This window comes from Enterobacter hormaechei subsp. hoffmannii (genome assembly GCF_001729745.1).
GTDB classification, from domain to species: Bacteria; Pseudomonadota; Gammaproteobacteria; order Enterobacterales; family Enterobacteriaceae; genus Enterobacter; species Enterobacter intestinihominis.
In genome coordinates this window covers 162,100-182,460 of sequence record NZ_CP017186.1, presented here as the reverse complement: position 1 = coordinate 182,460, position 20,361 = coordinate 162,100, and the positions used below count along the sequence as shown (strand labels likewise).

Annotated in this window: 17 protein-coding genes and 4 tRNA genes; 5 read left to right on the top strand and 16 right to left on the bottom strand. The window is 56.8% G+C overall.

All coding sequences use genetic code 11. The features are described from left to right. Positions 1-97 precede the first annotated feature (97 nt). From uvrD to lptM, 6 genes are all read right to left on the bottom strand, one after another. The gene (gene uvrD / locus BFV65_RS00885; protein ID WP_017383586.1) at positions 98-2,260 is read right to left on the bottom strand and encodes a DNA helicase II; all 2,163 of its coding nucleotides are present in this window, start codon (positions 2,258-2,260) and stop codon (positions 98-100) included. Between the two features lie 79 nt (positions 2,261-2,339). Then, a complete protein-coding gene (gene yigB, locus BFV65_RS00880) occupies positions 2,340-3,056 on the bottom strand; it encodes a 5-amino-6-(5-phospho-D-ribitylamino)uracil phosphatase YigB (protein WP_022646664.1) in 717 nt (238 codons plus the stop codon). Next, positions 3,056-3,958: a tyrosine recombinase XerC gene (xerC, locus tag BFV65_RS00875; RefSeq protein ID WP_069596133.1), complete on the bottom strand. Its 903-nt coding sequence runs from the start codon at positions 3,956-3,958 to the stop codon at positions 3,056-3,058. Before xerC ends, yigB begins: the two co-directional genes overlap by 1 nt. Continuing rightward, positions 3,955-4,662: a DUF484 domain-containing protein gene (locus tag BFV65_RS00870; RefSeq protein WP_023295731.1), complete on the bottom strand. Its 708-nt coding sequence runs from the start codon at positions 4,660-4,662 to the stop codon at positions 3,955-3,957. The genes xerC and BFV65_RS00870 overlap by 4 nt, the downstream gene beginning before the upstream one ends. Beyond that, on the bottom strand, positions 4,659-5,483 hold the full coding sequence (gene dapF, locus BFV65_RS00865) for a diaminopimelate epimerase (protein ID WP_022646661.1): 825 nt from the start codon (positions 5,481-5,483) through the stop codon (positions 4,659-4,661). The genes BFV65_RS00870 and dapF overlap by 4 nt, the downstream gene beginning before the upstream one ends. Positions 5,484-5,518: 35 nt before the next feature. Next, positions 5,519-5,722: an LPS translocon maturation chaperone LptM gene (gene lptM / locus BFV65_RS00860; RefSeq protein WP_006812373.1), complete on the bottom strand. Its 204-nt coding sequence runs from the start codon at positions 5,720-5,722 to the stop codon at positions 5,519-5,521. A 135-nt stretch (positions 5,723-5,857) separates the two neighbouring features. Between lptM and cyaY the strand changes: the two genes are divergently transcribed. Then, a complete protein-coding gene (gene cyaY / locus BFV65_RS00855; RefSeq protein WP_006812374.1) occupies positions 5,858-6,178 on the top strand; it encodes an iron donor protein CyaY in 321 nt (106 codons plus the stop codon). 91 nt (positions 6,179-6,269) lie between these two features. Here cyaY and cyaA read toward each other — a convergent pair whose 3' ends face one another. Continuing rightward, positions 6,270-8,813: a class I adenylate cyclase gene (cyaA, locus tag BFV65_RS00850; protein ID WP_022646660.1), complete on the bottom strand. Its 2,544-nt coding sequence runs from the start codon at positions 8,811-8,813 to the stop codon at positions 6,270-6,272. Positions 8,814-9,163: 350 nt separating this feature from the next. Between cyaA and hemC the strand changes: the two genes are divergently transcribed. The 4 genes from hemC to hemY are packed head-to-tail and all read left to right on the top strand — an operon-like array spanning position 9,164 to position 13,258. Continuing rightward, entirely contained in the window at positions 9,164-10,105 is a 942-nt protein-coding gene (gene hemC / locus BFV65_RS00845) for a hydroxymethylbilane synthase (protein ID WP_058646809.1), read from the top strand. Further along, entirely contained in the window at positions 10,102-10,842 is a 741-nt protein-coding gene (gene hemD / locus BFV65_RS00840) for a uroporphyrinogen-III synthase (protein WP_023299041.1), read from the top strand. The genes hemC and hemD overlap by 4 nt, the downstream gene beginning before the upstream one ends. 20 nt (positions 10,843-10,862) lie before the next feature. Continuing rightward, the gene (hemX, locus tag BFV65_RS00835; RefSeq protein WP_022646657.1) at positions 10,863-12,056 is read left to right on the top strand and encodes a uroporphyrinogen-III C-methyltransferase; all 1,194 of its coding nucleotides are present in this window, start codon (positions 10,863-10,865) and stop codon (positions 12,054-12,056) included. Positions 12,057-12,058: 2 nt separating this feature from the next. After that, a complete protein-coding gene (gene hemY / locus BFV65_RS00830; protein WP_032622057.1) occupies positions 12,059-13,258 on the top strand; it encodes a protoheme IX biogenesis protein HemY in 1,200 nt (399 codons plus the stop codon). 539 nt (positions 13,259-13,797) lie between these two features. Here hemY and BFV65_RS00825 read toward each other — a convergent pair. The 9 genes from BFV65_RS00825 to wzxE all read right to left on the bottom strand — a co-directional run bounded on the left by BFV65_RS00825 (position 13,798) and on the right by wzxE (position 20,360). Next, positions 13,798-13,874, bottom strand: a tRNA-Pro gene (locus BFV65_RS00825). Positions 13,875-13,918: 44 nt separating this feature from the next. Next, a tRNA-Leu gene (locus tag BFV65_RS00820) sits at positions 13,919-14,005 on the bottom strand. A 21-nt stretch (positions 14,006-14,026) separates the two neighbouring features. Further along, positions 14,027-14,102: transfer RNA gene (locus BFV65_RS00815), tRNA-His, on the bottom strand. 67 nt (positions 14,103-14,169) lie between these two features. Next, positions 14,170-14,246: transfer RNA gene (locus BFV65_RS00810), tRNA-Arg, on the bottom strand. A gap of 102 nt (positions 14,247-14,348) precedes the next feature. Then, complete coding sequence (gene thrP, locus BFV65_RS00805; protein ID WP_023305225.1) at positions 14,349-15,734, bottom strand: bifunctional threonine/serine APC transporter ThrP; 1,386 nt, start codon at positions 15,732-15,734, stop codon at positions 14,349-14,351. Between the two features lie 197 nt (positions 15,735-15,931). After that, a complete protein-coding gene (gene wecG / locus BFV65_RS00800; protein ID WP_022646653.1) occupies positions 15,932-16,672 on the bottom strand; it encodes a lipopolysaccharide N-acetylmannosaminouronosyltransferase in 741 nt (246 codons plus the stop codon). Positions 16,673-16,684: 12 nt separating this feature from the next. After that, positions 16,685-18,037, bottom strand: a complete 1,353-nt coding sequence (wzyE, locus tag BFV65_RS00795) for an ECA oligosaccharide polymerase (RefSeq protein WP_017693948.1) — start codon at positions 18,035-18,037, stop codon at positions 16,685-16,687. Beyond that, complete coding sequence (locus BFV65_RS00790) at positions 18,034-19,113, bottom strand: TDP-N-acetylfucosamine:lipid II N-acetylfucosaminyltransferase (protein WP_023305223.1); 1,080 nt, start codon at positions 19,111-19,113, stop codon at positions 18,034-18,036. The genes wzyE and BFV65_RS00790 overlap by 4 nt, the downstream gene beginning before the upstream one ends. Continuing rightward, on the bottom strand, positions 19,110-20,360 hold the full coding sequence (gene wzxE, locus BFV65_RS00785) for a lipid III flippase WzxE (RefSeq protein ID WP_023305222.1): 1,251 nt from the start codon (positions 20,358-20,360) through the stop codon (positions 19,110-19,112). Before wzxE ends, BFV65_RS00790 begins: the two co-directional genes overlap by 4 nt. Position 20,361 lies beyond the last annotated feature (1 nt).

Below are 20,361 nucleotides of genomic sequence, written 5' to 3'. Positions count from 1 at the left end.
GTGGCGTCAACACGCAACGGAACGCTGAAGGGCATTAATTGACCTTCAACGTATAAGGCTAGCAGATTATTACAAAATAGTGATATTTTTCTGAAAGTTACACACTTTCCAGCTTGGCATAGGCTGCCACCAGCCATTTGATCCCCTGCCCCTGGAACGCGACCTGCAAACGGCTGTGCTCGCCGCTGCCTTCCAGATTGACGATGGTGCCTTCGCCAAACTTCGAGTGGCGCACGCGCTGGCCCAGCTTGTATCCGGTATCGGTTTCCGAGATTGGCGAGCCCATACGCTGATGACTGACCGGACGGCTGATGCTTGCGCGCAGGCGCACCTCTTCCACACACTCTTCCGGTAGTTCGCCGATAAAGCGCGACGGACGGTGATACACCTCTTTCCCGTACAGGCGGCGGGTTTCCGCGTAGGTCAGGGTCAGTTTCTGCATCGCACGGGTCACGCCCACGTAGGCCAGACGACGTTCCTCTTCCAGACGCCCGCCTTCATCCAGCGACATCTGGCTCGGGAACATCCCCTCTTCCATCCCGACGATGAACACCTGCGGGAACTCCAGACCTTTCGCGGAGTGCAGGGTCATCAGCTGAACCGCATCCTGCCAGGTATCGGCCTGCCCTTCACCCGCCTCCAGCGCGGCGTGAGAGAGAAATGCCTGCAACGGCATCAGGTCTTCGTCTTCTTCGTTGTAGCTGAACTGGCGCGTTGCCGTCACCAGCTCCTCTAAGTTCTCAATACGGGTCTGGCCCTTCTCGCCTTTTTCCTGCTCGTACATGGTGCGCAGGCCGGAATCTTTGATCACCCGGTCGGTCTGGACGTGCAGCGGCATGTCGGCCGTTTCCTGCGCCAGCGCGTCGATTAACTCCAGGAAGCGTTGCAATGCGCTGGCGGCGCGCCCGGCGAGGGCTTTTTCCTGTAACAGCTCGCGGCATGCCTGCCATAGCGTGAGCTGACGATCGCGCGAGGCCTGACGCACCACGTCCAGCGTACGATCGCCGATGCCGCGCGTCGGCGTGTTCACCACGCGCTCAAACGCCGCATCGTCGTTACGGTTGGCAATCAGACGCAAATACGAGAGCGCATCTTTGATCTCCTGACGTTCGAAGAAGCGCATACCGCCATAAATGCGGTACGGCATGCTCACCTGCAACAGCGCCTCTTCCAGCACGCGCGACTGGGCGTTGCTGCGATAGAGAATGGCACACTGCTCCAGCGCACCGCCGTTCTCCTGCCAGGTTTTAATGCGGTTCACCACGAAGCGGGCTTCGTCGAGCTCGTTGAAGGCGCAGTAAATCGAAATCGGTTCGCCGTCGACGCCATCGGTCCACAGCTTTTTACCCAGTCGCCCGTTGTTGTTCTCAATCAGGGCGTTGGCCGCGCTCAGTATGTTGCTGGTAGAACGGTAGTTCTGCTCCAGACGGATGGTTTGCGCGCCGGGGAAATCGTTGAGAAAGCGCTGGATGTTCTCCACCTGCGCGCCGCGCCAGCCGTAGATAGACTGGTCGTCATCGCCCACGATCATCACCTTGCCGGTATCCCCGGCCAGCAGGCGGATCCACGCGTACTGAATGTTGTTGGTATCCTGGAATTCGTCCACCAGAATGTTGGTGAAGCGTTCACGGTAGTGTTGCAGGATATGTGGTTTGTTGAGCCACAGCTCGTGGGCGCGCAGCAGCAGTTCGGCGAAATCCACCAGACCGGCGCGATCGCACGCTTCCTGATAGGCCTTGTAGACGTTCTGCCAGGTCTGCTCAACCGGGTTACCGAAGCTTTGAATGTGGTGCGGACGCAGCCCTTCGTCTTTCTGACCGTTGATGTACCACATCGCCTGACGCGGCGGCCACTGCTTCTCGTCGAGGTTCATCGCCTTGATCAGACGTTTCAGTAAGCGCAGCTGATCTTCGCTGTCGAGGATCTGGAAATCCTGCGGCAGGTTAGCGTCCATATGGTGCGCGCGCAGCAGACGGTGCGCCAGGCCGTGGAAGGTGCCAACCCACATGCCGCCCTGGCTGGTGCCCATCAGCTGTGCGATACGGTGGCGCATCTCCGCCGCCGCCTTGTTGGTGAACGTCACGGCCATAATCGAGTACGGCGAGCAGTTCTCCACGCTCTGTAGCCAGGCGATACGGTGAACCAGCACGCGCGTCTTACCACTGCCCGCTCCAGCCAGTACCAGCAGGTTTGTACGCGAGGCGGCAACCGCGTCACGCTGTTTGTCATTAAGGCTGTCGAGCAGGTAAGAAACGTCCATTGGCACCGTCACGTCATGTCGGGCGGGCAAATGTTTCCATTCGCCAAAACCCTGTTAATTTATACAGAACAATTGATGATTATATCAGCGTCGTGAGGGATGCCAACCGTGAAATTTCCACGTGCGGCAGAAGACGGCTATCCGGGGTAGTCATCAGATCGGCATTTTCCGGCTTGATCCAGCAGGCCTGCATGCCGCAGCGGATCGCCCCGGCGACGTCCGTGGTCAGGTCGTCGCCCACGTGCAGGATCTCACCGAGCGGCAAATCCAGTTTTTCCGCCGCCAGATGATACATATCGTTGAACGGCTTCGAGCGTCCGTGCGGGCCCGCGCGCAGCACGAACTGAAAATAGTTCCCCAGACCAAACAGTTCAGGCTGAGCGTTGCCGTTGGTGATGGCGACCAGCGGCCACTTTTCGGCGAGCTTCGCCAGCGTGTCGTGGGTCTCCTGCGGCACATCGATGCGACTGCGCCATTTGGCGAAGTTTTCCATGGCCGCTTCAGCACCCATGGCCGCGTCCTGCGCGCTCAGGCCGGCATTGAGCATCGCCTGCTCAACCGCACGGCGGCGCCATTCGGTCACGTCATGGTAAATTTCCGGCTCGGTTTCCCGCAGGGACTGACGCAGCTTCTGGAACTCTTTGTTCTGGATCGCTTTCAGCGCAGGATGGTAGTTTTGCACAAACGCCAGCGACTCCTGCTCGGTACGCAGGATCACTGGGCGGTTGTCGTAAAGGGTGTCATCAAGATCAAACGTCAGGGCTGAGATCTGACCGAGTGGGCGGTAAAAACGCATTATTTCCCCCGTTTGGCGCGTGGATGCGCCGCGTCATACACCGAGGTAAGGTGTTGGAAGTCTAAGTGGGTATAGATTTGGGTGGTCGACAGATTCGCGTGACCAAGCAGCTCCTGTACGCCGCGCAGGTCGCCGCTTGATTCCAGCATGTGCGTCGCAAAAGAGTGGCGCAGCTTATGCGGGTGAACGTGGCTGTTCAGCCCCTGCTTAATGCCCCACTCCGCAAAGCGCTTCTGCACGTTACGCGCCGAGATCCGCTTGCCGAGCTTCGACAGGAACAGCGCATCCTCTTCCGCGCCAAACAGACCGCGCAGATCCAGCCAGTGCTCAATCCAGGAAACCGCATTGCGGCCGATCGGCAGGCGGCGCTCTTTGCTGCCTTTGCCCATCACCCACACTTCGCCAGATTCCAGATCGAGGTGCTTTAAGTCGAGGTTCACCAGCTCAGATAGACGCAGGCCCGCGCCGTACATCACCTCCAGCATCGCGCGGTCGCGCACGGCCAGCGGATCGTTGAGATCGATATCCAGCAGGCGATTTACGTCGTCGACGTCGATATTTTTCGGCAGATGACGCGGGGCCTTTGGCGTGGCGATCCCTTTTGCCGGGTTGGCTTTCAGACCGCCCTGGCTGACCAGCCAGTCGAAGAAACTGCGCAGGGCTGAGAGCCGGAGCGCCAGGCTCGCCGGGCTTAAGTTTTTTTTACGGCTACGCACAACGAAGCCGCGAACCGTGGCGGCGTCACATTGTTGCCAGCTTTTAAGACCGATTTCATCGGCAATCTGCATGATGGCATCAAGCTGACGCTGATAGTTGAGCAGCGTAATAGGGCTAAGCTGGCGTTCTACGCCAAGATAGCGCAGAAAACGGGTGACGTCAGTGGCGAGCAGTCCGTCCGTCATACGCGCTCAATCCAGCGCTCCAGCAGCTCAGGCAGCATCAGGGCGATCTCCTGCAACAGTTGCGTGCCCTGCCCCTGTTCATAATGATGCGCGTCGCGGCTGGTAAATAACATCACACCCAGGTCACCATCGCGCCCCATCAGCGACATCGCCACCGAGCCGATAGCTTTGGCTTCCGGCAGCACCACCAGCAGTTCTGGCCCGTTAAGCGGCCCCAGATAGTGGTGCTCATGGCCCAGACGCTGAATGCGCAGCGGCTCAAACGCCTGACGGCTCAGCGCCAGATGGGTAAACCCGGACGGCGCGCCAATGCGCCAGCGGTCGGGAAAGAGACGGATCGTCGCGCCTGCCAGCCCCAGCTCGCGCGCCCAGCGGTGGAAGCGGTTGAGGAACTCTTCGAGACTGTGCGCGGAAGCCAGACGCGCCTGAAGGTGCAGAAGACGATAGAACAGGCTTTCGTTATTGCTGGCCTGCTCCATCAGCAGCGTCATGTTCTCTTCGAGCTGATTGATGTGGTTGCGCGAGCGCGCCATGTGCCATTCGACCAGCGACACGGTCTCGCGAACCGGATGCGGCACGCGCATCCTTTCGACGACGCGTGCATTGCGGATAAAAAACTCAGGATTGTGCAGCAGGTAATCCACAACAGCGCTGTCATCCAGCTCCGTTACAGGTTCCCGCAGTTCTTCCCCTGGTTGCTTCATAGATGGATAAACCCGTCATAAACATGTGTCGCCGGGCCAGTCATGTACAGTGGATGACCCGCTCCTTTCCAGGCGATATCAAGACGCCCGCCCGGTAATTCCACGCGAACCTCTTCCGCCAGTAACCCCTGCGAGATACCGACGGCCACCGCCGCACAGGCACCGCTTCCGCAGGCCTGGGTTTCGCCCGCGCCGCGCTCGTAAACCCGCAGGCGAATGTGTTCACGCTTCACCACCTGCATGAAACCGATGTTCGCCCGCTCCGGGAAGCGCTCGTGGCTTTCCAGCACCGGGCCGAGCGTTTCAACCGCCGCGGTTTGCACATCATCTACCTGAATCACGCAGTGCGGGTTACCCATCGAGACGACGCCGCACAATACTGTCTGCTCGGCGGCACGCATAATATAGGTCTTTTCCGCTTTGTTGGCGCGAAACGGCACGGCAGAGGGTTCGAAGTTCGGCTCGCCCATGTTCACGCGCACCAGTTCGTCGTCGGTGACGCTGAGCACCATCCGGCCATTGGCGGTGCTGACGCGGATATCGCGCTTGTTGGTCAGCCCTTTCAGCCGAACAAAGCGGGCAAAACAGCGTGCGCCATTGCCGCACTGGGAAACTTCGCTGCCGTCGGCGTTAAAAATGCGATAGTGGAAGTCCAGGTCAGGATCGTAAGGCGGCTCCACCACCAGCAGCTGGTCAAACCCCACGCCCACGTGCCGATCCGCCAGACGACGGATCAGTTCCGGGGAGAAAAAGACATTCTGCGTTACCGCGTCGACGACCATAAAGTCGTTGCCAAGGCCATGCATTTTAGAGAACTGCATCATTTGCTCCATTGCGCGGGTACAGAACGTAATTGTCAGAGATTGACCTGAGTCGGGCCGCCGTTATTGCCGCGATCGTTGGTATCCGGCGTAGATGACTCGATACCACTTTGCACTGGTTTTGTCGGCGGTGGTGCGTTTTTATCCTCTGGCGGGAAGTACAGTGGTCCCTTCAGTCCACAGCCGGTCAGGCTAAACAGAGTGACAAGAACGGCAAGCGTTCGAAAGACGTTTTTCATGTAGAGGTTGCCCGTAAGTTCAAATCTGTTTCTATCATCGCAGGAGAAGACACAAAAGCAAGAGTTTGCCGCTTTCCTGCAACGGGAATTATTTAGCGTTATACTGCCGCCATCACGAAAAACAGGAATAAAACCATGAACGACAGTGAATTTCATCGCCTTGCCGATACCCTGTGGATGACCATCGAAGAGCGTATCGACGACTGGGACGGCGACAGCGATATCGATTGTGAAATCAACGGAGGGATCCTGACCTTAAGCTTCGAAAACGGCAGCAAGATTATTATTAACCGTCAGGAGCCGCTTCACCAGGTGTGGCTGGCGGCGAAACAGGGCGGCTATCACTTTGATCTGAAAGGTGACGAGTGGGTCTGCGACCGCAGCGGCGAAACGTTCTGGGATCTGCTGGAGCAGGCGGCGACCGCGCAGGCGGGCGAGGCAGTGAGTTTCAGGTAGTTTTGTTGCCCGGTGGCGGCTACGCCTTACCGGGCCTACAACGGCTCGAACCATAGTCCGGGTAAGCGTGAGCGCCAACCGGCGAAAAGGGTCAGGAGAAATACTGCTGCAACAGCGGCGCAGTTTCCTGGTTAGCGGGCACCGCAGGGGTAATCGCCTGCGTACGGAACGGGATCACCTGCGCTCGTCCATCCACATTCACAATCTGGTAGAACTGCGGCAGGTTGAAGTTGATAAAGCTTGAGCCGTAGGTAAAGCGATCGTGCGAGGATGAATAGAACCGGCTGACGTCGCGCACCAGCTCCTCTTTGCTGCCTTCACAGTGGTGATACACCTCGGCACGGTTGGTTTCATCCAGAATGTAGATATTAAACCCGGCGTTATCGCCCGACTCCTCGAAGAAGAACTGAATAATCCCTTCACTCGCAAAGCCATCCACCACCTGCGGCAGCTTAACGTGGTTGGTTTCCACCTGAACCGACAGGCCATGCAGTTTGTTGTGTGAAATCGCGCCGTAGAATTCAATGGCGTTCTCCAGCTTCTGCACCGACACGTTCAGGCGCTCAAAGAACAGCCCCCAGGTCTGGCCGGAGACGCGCAGCGCTTTAAAGCGTCCGGTTTCATTCCGGGTGCTGGAAAGACGCAATTCGATGCACTCAGACACCAGCTGCTGCACGCGGGTACGAATCAGGCCGCGAAGGTGCTGGCTGTAGCAGAACACCTCCACGCTGTCCGGCGGCGCGGCGTCCTGGTGCATCTTGCCGAGGATCGTTTTCAGCGCCTCGATCATCGCCTGCTCGCCGTTAAAGTGCAGGGTACGCACTTCGTTCCACGAGTTGCGGTACAGCAGATCCACGCTGCCCACCAGGCAGTTTTGCTGCTCACCGAAGCTAAAGACGTCCAGCTTACGGAAGTCAAAGTGAACCACCTGATTGCGGAAGGCCGCCGTCGGGTCGTATTCCAGGTTGACGATGATCGCCAGATGGCGAATCTCACACGGGCTGTAGAGCGCTTTTGGCGTCGGCGCAGGCAGACGCAGTGGGAAGTGGTGCGAGACATCAGCCACCATCTCCTGCAACTTGGCTAAATCGACCACCTCGTTGCCCTTGATAAACAACCGGGTGCGTGAGGTGAGAAGGCCGTTAAACCAGGCCCAGGCCACCAGCTTGTTAAGGTAGCGGTTATACTCCAGCGGCTGATGGCTGATGATCGAATCCATGCTTGGCGCACGGTTGTACAGATACCACCCGGTGCGGTTTGCGCGGCCCGGCGGCACGTAGATAAAGGTCAGATTCGGTTCAGACAGGTCAGGCGAAATCTGTGGGTTCACCAGCGTTACCTTGCCCGGCAACGCTTCAAACGCGGCGTACAGTTTACGGGTCAGCACCCCGATATCCTGTGGGCTGGCAGAAACGCTAAGGTTGTTACGGCGGGCAAAGCGGATCAGGTTGCGGTAGCTCTGCATCATCGCATCAAGCAGCTCGTTGTGCGCCTCGCGCACCTGATCGATTTTCCAGTTGGCGCGGTTGTCGAGCATGGCGAGACGCGCTTCGTCCCATCCCCACTCTTTGACTAACTGGCTGACCACTTCACGGCGCCAGCCAACGCAGGCGCGCTCGCGGCTCAGTTTTTCACAGACTTTGAGATAGAAACATCGACGCACCAGGTCAAGACGCGTGGCGTCATCAATGGCCGTCAGGTATTCGGTGACGCGTTCCAGCATCATGCAGTAGGCATCAAGCCCGTAGGAGACGATCTCCCCATCGTGCAGACGCTGCTTAATATCTTTCGCCAGCAGACGCGGGGTGGGGTATTCCCAGGAGTAGGCTTCCAGCAGCAGGGTTTTCAGCACCGCTTTGTACGGTGAATCAATGCTCTTATAGAGCTGCCAGAGGCTTGCACCAAAGTACTCTTCGGCGGACAGGGAGCTCAGACCGCCCAGATCCAGCCACTCGTTTGGCGTCAGTACGCCCTGCGAGTAAAGCGACATGACGTAGTCGTCATAATTCTCTTCTTCATCGCACGGCACCATATTCCACAGAATACGTTTTCCGGCCAGGCGAACCGCTGTACGGTAAAACTCATCCAGCAACAGAATATGCTGAGTCGAGCCGCAGTCTTCACCACCCAGACTGCCGCTTTCGTTATGGCGGAAACGGTTTTCATCAATCAGGAAGAAGCTCACTTCCACGCCGAGCGACGCCGCCCAGCTCTCCAGCAGACTGCATTTACGCTGCAACAGCTGGCGCTCTTCATTGTCGAGCCAGGACTGATGGCAGACCCAGATATCCAGGTCAGAAGAACAACTTTGCCCAACCGATGACGTGCTGCCCATGGAGTAAACCCCGGTAATCGGCAGCTCGCCTTTCGGCGAAACCTGCGGCGGCATACCACGGTAAAGTTCAAGTTCAGTCAGGTAATGCTGTTGGGTTTCATCAGGCGTGAAGAGGCAAATGCCCTGGGGAACGTTACCATCAAGGTAACCCGGCATTAGCGGATGGTGATAGTGCAACAATGTCGGCAGAAGACTGTATACCTGCTGGAAAGCAGGGCCCATGGCAGCAAGCGCGCGATCCACGCGCAATTGATTGATGGCATCCAGTCTCTGTTTCAGAGTCTCAATATAGAGGTACAAGACGTATCGCCTGATGTTTCCGGGTGTCGCATGCCAGTCAGAACAGAAAAAGCAGCGGACCCGCAGTATTTCAAAAAATAACCGTTACCCTTTTTTCGCCTTTTGCTTTTCTGGTGGTACAGCCGAAAAAATGGTCTAAAACGTGATCAATTTAACACCTTGCCGGTTGACCGTAAAGAAAGATGCGCTACATACAAGTGTAGCACCGTTCTGTACGTGTAAATTCCTGAATACGGCGGTGGCTGACGCGAACGCCGCCCTGTCCCTCTCACTCTTCATCAACCGTAAAACTGCCATCCGAGTGTCAACAATGTTAGGATGGTTAGCGATTGATAATGACGGTAACAAGCATGTTAGACAATGTTTTGAGAATTGCCACACGCCAAAGTCCTCTTGCGCTCTGGCAGGCACATTATGTTAAGCAGCGCCTGGAAGCCTGCCACACCGGATTACGCGTTGAGCTGGTGCCAATGGTCACGCGTGGCGATGTCATTCTTGATACGCCGCTGGCCAAAGTGGGCGGAAAGGGTCTGTTTGTCAAAGAGCTGGAGCTGGCATTGCTTGAGAACCGCGCCGATATCGCCGTGCATTCGATGAAGGATGTGCCCGTTGAGTTCCCGGAAGGGCTGGGGCTGGTGACCATCTGCGAGCGCGAGGATCCGCGCGATGCGTTTGTCTCTAATCGCTATGACTCGCTTGATGCGTTGCCGGCAGGCAGCGTGGTCGGCACGTCAAGTTTACGCCGCCAGTGTCAGCTGGCTGAACGTCGCCCGGATCTGGTGATTCGCTCGCTGCGTGGGAACGTCGGCACACGCCTTGGCAAGCTGGATAACGGCGACTACGATGCCATTATTCTTGCGGTTGCGGGCCTGAAACGCCTGGGGCTGGAAGAACGTATTCGCGTGGCGTTGCCGCCGGAGCTGTCGCTCCCCGCCGTCGGCCAGGGTGCCGTCGGCATTGAGTGTCGTCTGGATGATGCGCGTACTCAGGCACTGCTCGCGCCGCTGAATCATGACGATACCGCCGTTCGCGTAAAAGCCGAGCGCGCGATGAATACTCGCCTCGAAGGAGGCTGTCAGGTGCCAATTGGCAGCTATGCTGAATTAACTGACGGTGAGCTGTGGCTGCGTGCGCTGGTTGGCGCGCCGGACGGCTCGCAGATGGTTCGCGGTGAACGTCGCGGCAAGCCGCGGGATGCCGAGGCGCTTGGCGTATCGCTGGCGGAAGAGCTGCTGAGTAACGGCGCGCGTGAAATTCTGGCTGAGGTCTATAACGGAGAGCCCCCTGCATGAGCATACTTGTCACCCGCCCTTCTCCCGCAGGAGAGCAGTTAGTGAGCCGTCTGCGCGCACTGGGGCAGGTGGCCTGGAGTTTTCCGTTGATTGAATTCTCCCCCGGTCGCGAGCTGCCTACGCTCGCTGACCAGATGCGTGCCTTGCAGGAAGGTGATCTGCTCTTTGCGCTATCGCAGCATGCCGTGGAATTTGCCCATGCGCAGCTACAACAGCAGGGCGTTAACTGGCCCCACGCACCCCGCTATTTCGCCATCGGGCGCACCACGGCGCTGGCCTTACATACCGCGAGCGGAATCGATGTTCGTTACCCGTTAGATCGGGAAATCAGCGAAGTCTTGCTACAATTACCTGAATTACAAACTATTGCCGGAAAGCGTGCGCTCATTTTGCGCGGCAACGGTGGCCGCGAACTGCTGGGCGAGACGCTGCGCGAACGCGGCGCAGACGTGACGTTTGTGGAGTGCTATCAGCGCTGTGCGAAACACTATGATGGCGCGGAAGAAGCCATGCGCTGGCATGCGCGCGGCATTAATACGCTGGTGGTTACCAGCGGTGAAATGTTACAACAGCTTTGGTCGCTGATTCCGCTTTGGTATCGCGAAAACTGGTTACTCCGCTGTCGGCTTCTGGTCGTCAGCGAGCGTCTGGCGAACCACGCCCGGGAACTGGGCTGGCAGGATATTCGGATCGCTGATAACGCCGACAACGATGCGCTGCTGCGCGCATTACAATAACTCTCAAATGGGAAGCCATAATGACGGAACACGAAAAATCCTCCGCCGTGGTTGAAGAGACCAGGGAGACTGTGGACACCACGTCACAGCCAGAGACGACAGACAAAACCGTTGAGAAGAAAAACGGCAGCAATAAAACCAGCCTCACGCTGAGCGTGATTGCCATCGCGATTGCGCTGGCCGCAGGCGTGGGTCTCTACGGACTGGTGAAGAAACAAGGCACCAACCAGACGGCCACCAGCGACGCGCTGGTTAACCAAATCACCGCCCTACAGAAAGCGCAGGAGACGCAAAAAGCTGAGCTGGAAGGCGTGATCAAACAGCAGGCTGCCGCCCTCGCCGACGCGAACAGCAAACGTGAAGAGTTGACCAAACAGCTGAGCGAAGTGCAGGAGAAAGTCGCCACGATTTCGGGAACCGATGCCAAAACCTGGCTGCTCTCACAGGCCGATTTTCTGGTGAAGCTGGCCGGGCGCAAGCTCTGGAGCGATCAGGATGTCACCACCGCCGCCGCGCTGCTGAAAAGCGCCGACGCAAGCCTGGCCGATATGAACGATCCGAGCCTCATCAACGCACGCCGCGCTATTACGGAAGATATCGCCAGCCTGTCTGCGGTTTCTCAGGTCGACTACGACGGTATCATCCTTAAGGTAAATCAGCTCTCCAATCAGATTGATAACCTTCAGCTGGCCGATAACAACGACGATGACTCCCCGATGGATTCTGACGGCACCGAGCTGTCCAGCTCCCTGAGCGAATGGCGTATCAACCTGCAAAAGAGCTGGCAGAACTTTATGGACAGCTTTATTACCATTCGCCGCCGCGATGAAACCGCCGTGCCGCTGCTGGCACCGAACCAGGATGTTTATCTGCGCGAAAACATTCGCTCCCGCCTGCTGGTGGCTGCTCAGGCCGTACCGCGTCACCAGGAAGAGACCTACAAACAGGCGCTGGATAACGTTTCAACGTGGGTACGTGCTTACTACGATACCAATGACGCAACCACGACCGCGTTCCTGGAGGATATCGACAAGCTGAGCCAGCAAAACATCACCATGAACGTGCCGGACAAGCTGGAAAGCCAGCCGATTCTGGAGAAGATCATGCAGACGCGCGTGCGTAACCTGCTGGCCCAGCCGGGCGTTCCGGCAGAGCGCCCGGCTGAAGCACCTGCCGCCGCGCCAGCGCCTGAAAGCGCGCCGCAAGGAGAGTGATGATGCTAAAAGTCTTCTTACTCTTCATCCTGCTGATCGCCGGGATTGTACTGGGACCGATGCTCGCGGGTCACCAGGGTTACGTATTGATCCAGACCGATAACTACAACGTCGAAACCAGCGTGACAGGGCTGGTGATCATCCTGATCCTGGGTGTGGTCGTCCTGCTGGCAGTGGAATGGATCCTGCGTCGGATTTTCCGTACCGGGGTTCACACGCGCGGCTGGTTCGTTGGCCGTAAGCGCCGTCGCGCCCGTAAGCAGACCGAGCAAGCGTTGCTGAAGCTGGCCGAAGGCGACTATCAGCAGGTTGAAAAGCTGATGTCGAAAAATGCCGACCATGCAGAACAGCCGGTTGTTAACTATCTGCTGGCCGCTGAGGCGGCGCAACAGCGAGGCGATGAGGCCCGCGCCAATCAGCATCTTGAACGCGCATCTGAGCTCTCAACTAAGGATCCGATTCCCGTTGAGATCACCCGCGTTCGTCTGCAACTGGCGCGCAATGAAAACCATGCCGCACGTCACGGCGTTGACCGTCTGCTGGAAATTACCCCTCGTCATCCGGAAGTGCTGCGTCTTGCGGAGCAGGCATACATTCGGACCGGTGCCTGGGGTTCGCTGCTGGACATTATCCCTTCCATGGCGAAAGCCGACGTGGGCGATGATGAACATCGTGATGAACTTCAGCGTCTGGCCTGGATTGGCCTGATGGATCAGGCGCGCGCCGATCTTGGCAGCGACGGCCTGAAAACCTGGTGGAAAAACCAGAGCCGCAAAACGCGCCAGCAGGTTCCCCTTCAGGTGGCGATGGCAGAACATCTGATTGAGTGTGACGACCATGACACCGCGCAGGAGATCCTTCTCGACGGTCTCAAGCGACAGTATGATGACCGCCTGGTGATGGTCATCCCGCGTCTGAAAACCAACAATCCGGAACAAATAGAAAAAGCATTGCGCCAGCAGATCAAAACCGTGGGCGATCGTCCGCTGCTGTGGAGTACGCTTGGCCAGTCTTTGATGAAACACGGCGAGTGGCAGGAGGCGAGTCTGGCCTTCCGCGCTGCGCTGAAGCAACGCCCGGACGCATTTGATTACGCCTGGCTTGCTGATTCGCTGGACAAGCAGCACAAGCCGGAAGAGGCCGCAGCCATGCGGCGTGATGGGCTTCTGCTTACGCTGCACAATAACGGAACGCAGCAGTAATTATCCAGGAGGCCAGATGGCCTCCTTTTTTGTACCCATAAAAAAACGCCTGCTATAAAAGCAGGCGTTAAAACAGGTCTGTAAGACAACATATTTGGTGCTTCACTCAACGTTATGTCCATGGTGTTTGATGAGGCCGAAGCGACATCTGTCAGTGGACGATAAGCACCGTAAACGGCTCTGCGTCATTCCTGAGTTTATGAGGCCGTAGGGCGAACATAAGAGATGGAATGAGCATCTACACGCATATTATTGCATGTAATGTGCCAGGTTTACACGCATAACTTTTACATCGCGCAACATTTTAAGATAAAAGGAAATTATGTTGTTAAGAGACGCCTAACGCCATACAAAATCGCGCTAAGGGCGGAAATCTGTCGTCACCAGGAGACAGGTTAAGAGAGAAAATAATAAATTCTTTATTATTAAAGGCTTATATGTCGCTGAATCGCGACAAGGGTATAGAGTGTTGTCGGGGAATGGCTACAGGATGAAAAAGCGCAGAAAACAAAAAACCCCGCCGAAGCGGGGTTCAAAATTGGTCGGCGAGAGAGGATTCGAACCTCCGACCCACTGGTCCCAAACCAGTTGCGCTACCAAGCTGCGCTACTCGCCGATGTACTGCTTTTTTGAATTTTTAGTTCAACTCATTAAAAGTCGTGGTGCGAGGGGGGGGACTTGAACCCCCACGTCCGTAAGAACACTAACACCTGAAGCTAGCGCGTCTACCAATTCCGCCACCTTCGCAATTCACAACTCTTTCAATAATGGGGTGGCTAATGGGATTCGAACCCACGACAACTGGAATCACAATCCAGGGCTCTACCAACTGAGCTATAGCCACCACTGTATTCTTTCACGCGGTTCTGACTACTTCTCAGACCACCGCAGCTCTAGCGCCGGGACTAAAATGGCGCGCCCGACAGGATTCGAACCTGAGACCTCTGCCTCCGGAGGGCAGCGCTCTATCCAGCTGAGCTACGGGCGCTTAGCGCCGTTGCGGGGCTGGATATTACGTACCTCCGACCCCGCTGTCTAGTGCTTTTTTGAAAAAAATGCGCGTTTGGTTATGGTTTGCACATTTTGCCGCTTATTCCTCCACTTTATGGGCGGAGCCACGGCGACCCAGGCCAAAAAGTTTATAAGCAGCTGTGACGGCAGCCAGGAAGATCATCCCGACAAACAGCGACATGCGGGTATCTTCATTAAAGTACATTCCAATTAATACGCAAATCAGGAACGCCATCGTCAAATAGTTCGCATACGGGAACAGAATGGAACGGAATGGATGGCTGGCGATCGCTTCTTTGTGCGCCTGTCGGAAACGCAGCTGGCTAATCAAAATGACAAACCACGGTACCATCCCCGGCAGCACGCTGGCGCTATAAACATAAACAAACACGCGCTGCGGATTCGGGATGATGTAGTTCAGGCAAGAGCCAATCAGCAGAATCACAATCGACACCGCTACGCCCGCCACCGGTACACCCACGCGGGAGACTTTACCCATCACCGCCGGCAGCTGTTTGTTTTGCGAGAGCGCGTAAAGCATACGCCCGCAGCTGTACATTCCGCTGTTACAGCCGGAGAGCGCCGCCGTCAGCACCACAAAGTTGATAATGGCGGCTGCCGCCGTGATGCCAATCTTAGCGAAGGTTAAGACAAACGGACTGCCGGTGGTGCCGATCTCGTTCCATGGGAAAATGGTCACGATAACGAAGATCGCGCCCACATAGAAAATCAGGATACGCCACAGCACCTTGCCTACCGCGCTACGCAGCGTGACCTGCGGGTTTTTCGCCTCACCTGCGGTAATGCCGATCAGCTCAACGCCCTGATAGGAGGCGACAACGATACAGAGCGCCGTGAGAAAGCCCTTCCAGCCGCCCGCAAAGAAGCCGCCGTGCCCGGTCAGGTTACCAAAACCGATAGCGTGCCCGCCGTTACCGAAGCCAAAGAAGATGACCCCAAGGCCAACGACAATCATCACGATGATGGTGGTGACTTTGATCATCGCAAACCAGAACTCGATTTCGCCGTAAAGACGAACGGCGGCAAGGTTCGCCAGCGCCACCAGCCCTACGGCAATAAGCGCGGGTATCCACTGGGCCATCTCCGGGAACCAGAACTGCACGTAGACCCCGATGGCGGTGATCTCCGAAATCCCCACGGCCATCCACATAAACCAGTACGACCAGGCCGTGAGATAACCAAAGAACGGGCTCATATACCGGTGGGCGTAAACGGCGAAAGAGCCCGTCACCGGCTCCAGAAACAGCATTTCGCCCATTGAGCGCATGATGAAGAAGACGAACAGTCCGGCAATAATATACGCCAGCAGGACGGAAGGCCCCGCCCACTTCAGCGTGCTTGCCGAGCCCATAAACAGGCCAACGCCGATAGTCCCGCCCAGCGCGATCAGTTCAATATGTCGAGCTTCCAGCCCACGCTGAAGCTCCGGTTTTTTCTCTGCCATAATTCCTCGGTTGTGTTTGCTGTTTCCCGACTTGTTGCCGGGTATTGTTTTGAGGGGTACTGAAATACGGAGCGAATGGTTTCTTAAATTCTGGCAAATGGCAAACAATGCATTAAAAAAATGAATGCATTGCACATAAACTCAGCAGTTTTGCGGGGGGCGTTGCAGCGCGAACAGCAGATCGCGCTGCATATTGATTACATTTTCCCGGTGTAGTGCCAGGCGAGGTAGCGCAGAAGGCGAATCTGTCGTTTTATACGCGTCGGTTGGGAGAGCAGGCGGTAGAGCCACTCCAGCCCCAGATTTTGCCAGACTTTGGGCGCACGCTTAACGTGGCCGGTAAAGACGTCGTAGGTGCCGCCAACGCCCATATAAAGCGCATCCGGGCTGACCAGACGGCAATCGCGCATCAGTATTTCCTGGCGCGGCGACCCCATAGCGACAGTGACAATTTTCGCCCCGCTGTCGCGCACGCGCTCATATAACGCCTGGCGATCTTCCGGCCTGAAATAGCCATCCTGGCTGCCCACAATGTTAACATTCCACTGGTTACGCAGCTTTTGTTCGGTCTGCGCCAGCACCTCTGGCTTGCCACCGATCAAAAATACCGGCGTGCCTTCAGCGCCTGCGCGCTCCATAAGCCGCTCCCAAAGGTCAGCACCCGCCACGCGAGACACATTAGCGTCTGGAAACTTTTTACGAATTGAACGCACCACGCTAATACCGTCTGCGTATTTAAACTCCGCGGCTTCAATCAGGCTTTTCACTTCCGCATTATCTTCAACCGCCAGCATTTTTTCTGCGTTGATGGCCACCAGCGTGCCCGACTTCATCTGCCCGTCCGCGAACAGAAAATCCAGCGCATGCTGCATGTCACGCCAGCCAATCAGCTGTAGCCCGCGCAGCGCATAACGCGGGGCTGAAGTTGTATCCGTCATGATAATCCCTACTCAGACTTGCGACAGCGTTGTGCTGCCCTGTGGCTCACGTCTGTGCACAAGCCCTGCACTGTCAAACAACCAGTACAGCAGTTTTGCCAGCAGCAGACAGAGTCCGAAAACGACCATAAAGAACACCACGCGTGAGACGAATGAATCCAGCCCCTCGCGCGCCAGAACGATCATATTGAAAATGGCACCGAAACAGAAACTGTGCAAAACAGCGGCTTTGTAGCGGTTGGTCTCTTCGTTACCCAGCGTATATAGCCAGTCGAACCATTTTATTATCAGCCCTACCGCGATCGCGCCAGGCAGGATAAACCACGTTCCGCCCATCACTACCAGCGAGCCAATCAGGGTTGGGGAAATCGCCAGACCCGAATGGTTGTTCAGCACTTCCCAGGTGAAGTAGTTCGCCGTGTTCAGGACAATGCCGGGGCGATCGGGCCACAGCCACGTCGGTATAAAGACATAGAAATCGCGAACAATCGGCGCCAGCCCCTGGAATTCGATCTTGTCGTAGTTTTGCAGCAGTAATGCCAGGTTTTCCCACGGCGAGAAGGTGTCGCGCGTCAGATACAGGAAGGTGTAAAACGCTTCGTCGCCGGCCACGTTCAGCCCGTAGCGCTTCAGCGCAAGCCAGAACATCCCCACAATGCCAAAGACGCCTGCCGCCGCCAGCATCCACAGCGAGATCCAGCCGCGAATAATGCCGATAAACAGGAAAATCGCGAAGGCGATAATGATGTTGGCGCGGGTGCCGCCGACGATCATGTAGGTCAGAATGCCAAATGCGACGGTGCTGACCAGGAAGAACAGCCAGGCTTTGCTGTCCTGACGCAGGAAAAAGACCACCAGCATCGCCGGGATAAAGAAATAGAAGAAACGCTTGAGCGCGACGCCGGAGACTTCGGCGGAGAAAATCTGGCTATAGGACTGCAACTTAAACAGTAAAAAGCCGTTATGCATGAAGAAAATCGCCACGCTAACGAGGGCGATAGTCATCAGCATAACCCACGTCAGATGGGTTTCTACCCGGTTCATGGTAAACAGCGGACGACGGGGGGTGGTGTCTTTTGCCGCGCGCAGGCGCGTTTTATAAGTGACGTAGTACACCGCGTAGAAGCAGGTCGCAGAGAGCAGCGCCTGCAACAAGATTTCCGGCGGCGCGACGCCAACATCAAAGCGGAACACGAGGATGCTGGTCAGCGGGAAGCCAAAGAAAAAGGTCAGCAAAAACAGCAGCGAGAAGAATACGTTGAAGTTAAAACGTACCCGCCGGAATTCAAACCAGGTGAGCGTGGCGATAAACAGCGTGCTCAGCAGCCAGACCACCAGCAAGCCGCTAAACTGCAACTGGCTCATGCGTTGTCTCCTGAAGCAATACGCAGCGCGCGGTGCCACGGCGTGAGGTAGTTCGGGCTGAAAAAGTCGATGCTATTTTTATCCACCAGCGTGAGCTGACGCTGCGCTTCCCGTACCACCTCGACATTAAGCGTGTCAGAGGTAAACAGCACCGGAATATGCTGCTCGGCCATGTCCTGCCAGAACGGGTTTTCGCGGTTGAGCACGCAGGGTACGCCCGCCTGAATCAGCAGACACAGCGTGCCAATCCCCTGCTGACGGGCAAAGATGAAATAGCCCAGATCGCATTTTCGCAGCAGCGCGAGATAGTCATCAAATTCCAGCTTATCGCTGAGAATGTGCAGGTTTTCCGCGCTAAACAGCGCAAGCCCCTGCTGGCGAACTTCATCGATGTAGGCGTCGTTATTGGCGGGATAGCCCATCGGCACCACCACGTTCACCGTGTCGCCAAACTGCTGATGCACCGCCCTCAGCGCCGCGACATGCTCGTTACTGCGATCGCCGGAATTCCCCACCAGGATGGTCAGCTTGCCCTCTCGAACCGTGTCATTCGCCATGGTGTTCAGCGCCGGATCCATACGGGTCGGGAAATAGAGCAGCTCCCCGCGAACCTTCGGGTGCTGTTTAGCAAAATAGTTGAGATCGCCTCGGGTAGCAAAAACGCAGCCCACGCGCGCCTGCGCCAGACGACGCAGCGGATAGAAAAGTCGGAACTTCCAGCCACGGGAGACTTCGTAGAGATCCGCTCCCCAGATATGCCAGCTGAACTGAGAAGGTTTGATCCCGCCGCTTAACAGCGCCAGCCACAGTCCGGTATTGAACTGTCCATGGAAGAAGAAACGTTGGCTTCGATCCGCTTTGGCTTTAGCAACCACGGCCTTCGTCAGCGCCGCTTTGTCTGGCCAGAAGGTGATATGCAATGCCGGACACGCCGCGCTCAGGCCGTTATCGCATCCAACGACCATAAACTCACGCGCATCGGGCGTGCCGGATGCCAGTTCATCGTTGAAGAACCGCAGAACGGTCTGGTTATGATGCGGGATATCCGATCCCAGTATGTGTATCAGTGCAGTCATGCGCGTTTACGCCAAAGTAAAAATACGCCGCAACAGGCAGCGAAATAAACGATATAAGTTGCCATATAGGCCTGCGCCGCCCCCAGCGCACCGTGGGTGGGGATCAGCCAGTGAGAAAATGCCGTTAGCAGCGCAAACTGGCCGATCTCTGCCAGGATATACAACCGCAGCGAAGCCTTCGCAATCACCAGATAGCCGAAAACGTATGCCCCCACTTTCAGCACATCGCCGACCAGTTGCCAGGCAAACAGATCGCGCATGGCGGTAAACTTCGCTGAAAACAGCAGCCAGATGGCGAAATCACGCAGTAACCAGACGGTAAAGCTGGCGATCGCAACGGCCGGCAACACGAAACGCAGGGCGCGAAAAATCTCGCGGGTAATATCCTGCCTGGACGTCAGGCGCGATAAGGTTGGCAGCAAATAGACGCTAAAGGAAGCCGTAATAAATTGGAGGTAAGCATCTGAAATGCTGCTCACGCCCTGCCAGATCCCCACTTCATCCCAGCTGTAATGCGCTGCCAGCAGGTTTCGCATCATCACGTAAGCCACGGGAAGCGTTACCGAAGTGATGAGCGCCATCAGGGTAAACTTTCCTAGCTGCCCCGCCAGCATCTTGTCCCACTGCGGTTTCAGGTAACTCAGCGGGACATTGCCTCTGCGCATCAGCATAAACGCTGCCGGAACGACAACGAGCGCAGGCACCAGCGCCAGCCCCAGCAGCGCGCCTTCATAGCCGCCCAGCCGATAGCAGAAGTAGTAGGCGATAACACCGATAATGCTGCCGAGGATCAGCGCCAGCGCATTCCCGGCGGCATCACGGAAGCCTTTCATCAGCGCCAGCAGCAGGTTCGCCCAGGCGATGCCCATCTGAACGAACGCCACCAGGCGCACCAGTCCCTGATAGTGCGTGTGTCCGAACAGTCCCTGACTAACAGGTGCCGCCGCCAGCAAAAAGACGATGGCCAGCAACGTAGAGAAGCCCAGCACCATAGCAGAGGAGGTGCCCACCACCGTGCGAAGCTTTTCGGCATCGTCATGATGCTGCGCGACGTATTTGGTGACGCCATTGAATATCCCGGCACCTGCCAGCACGCCAAGCACCGTGACCAGCTGGCGGAAGTTCCCTGCCAGCCCAACGCCTGACGGACCAAATGAGACGGCCAGCAGCTTGACGACCAGTAACCCGGCGCCAATTTTTACTAGCGTGGACGCTGCCGTCCACACCGACGCTTTTGCCAGAGACATA

Excerpts from the sequence above, each read along its gene's own strand:
- cyaY (WP_006812374.1), top strand. The coding sequence starts at position 5,858 with ATGAACGACAGTGAATTTCATCGCCTTGCCGATACCCTGTGGATGACC.
- yigB (WP_022646664.1), bottom strand. The coding sequence starts at position 3,056 with ATGCGTTTTTACCGCCCACTCGGTCAGATCTCAGCCCTGACGTTTGAT.
- xerC (WP_069596133.1), bottom strand. The coding sequence starts at position 3,958 with ATGACGGACGGACTGCTCGCCACTGACGTCACCCGTTTTCTGCGCTAT.
- wzxE (WP_023305222.1), bottom strand. The coding sequence starts at position 20,360 with ATGTCTCTGGCAAAAGCGTCGGTGTGGACGGCAGCGTCCACGCTAGTA.
- thrP (WP_023305225.1), bottom strand. The coding sequence starts at position 15,734 with ATGGCAGAGAAAAAACCGGAGCTTCAGCGTGGGCTGGAAGCTCGACAT.
- dapF (WP_022646661.1), bottom strand. The coding sequence starts at position 5,483 with ATGCAGTTCTCTAAAATGCATGGCCTTGGCAACGACTTTATGGTCGTC.
- hemX (WP_022646657.1), top strand. The coding sequence starts at position 10,863 with ATGACGGAACACGAAAAATCCTCCGCCGTGGTTGAAGAGACCAGGGAG.
- BFV65_RS00790 (WP_023305223.1), bottom strand. The coding sequence starts at position 19,113 with ATGACTGCACTGATACACATACTGGGATCGGATATCCCGCATCATAAC.
- uvrD (WP_017383586.1), bottom strand. The coding sequence starts at position 2,260 with ATGGACGTTTCTTACCTGCTCGACAGCCTTAATGACAAACAGCGTGAC.
- wzyE (WP_017693948.1), bottom strand. The coding sequence starts at position 18,037 with ATGAGCCAGTTGCAGTTTAGCGGCTTGCTGGTGGTCTGGCTGCTGAGC.
- hemY (WP_032622057.1), top strand. The coding sequence starts at position 12,059 with ATGCTAAAAGTCTTCTTACTCTTCATCCTGCTGATCGCCGGGATTGTA.
- lptM (WP_006812373.1), bottom strand. The coding sequence starts at position 5,722 with ATGAAAAACGTCTTTCGAACGCTTGCCGTTCTTGTCACTCTGTTTAGC.
- hemD (WP_023299041.1), top strand. The coding sequence starts at position 10,102 with ATGAGCATACTTGTCACCCGCCCTTCTCCCGCAGGAGAGCAGTTAGTG.
- hemC (WP_058646809.1), top strand. The coding sequence starts at position 9,164 with ATGTTAGACAATGTTTTGAGAATTGCCACACGCCAAAGTCCTCTTGCG.
- wecG (WP_022646653.1), bottom strand. The coding sequence starts at position 16,672 with ATGACGGATACAACTTCAGCCCCGCGTTATGCGCTGCGCGGGCTACAG.
- BFV65_RS00870 (WP_023295731.1), bottom strand. The coding sequence starts at position 4,662 with ATGAAGCAACCAGGGGAAGAACTGCGGGAACCTGTAACGGAGCTGGAT.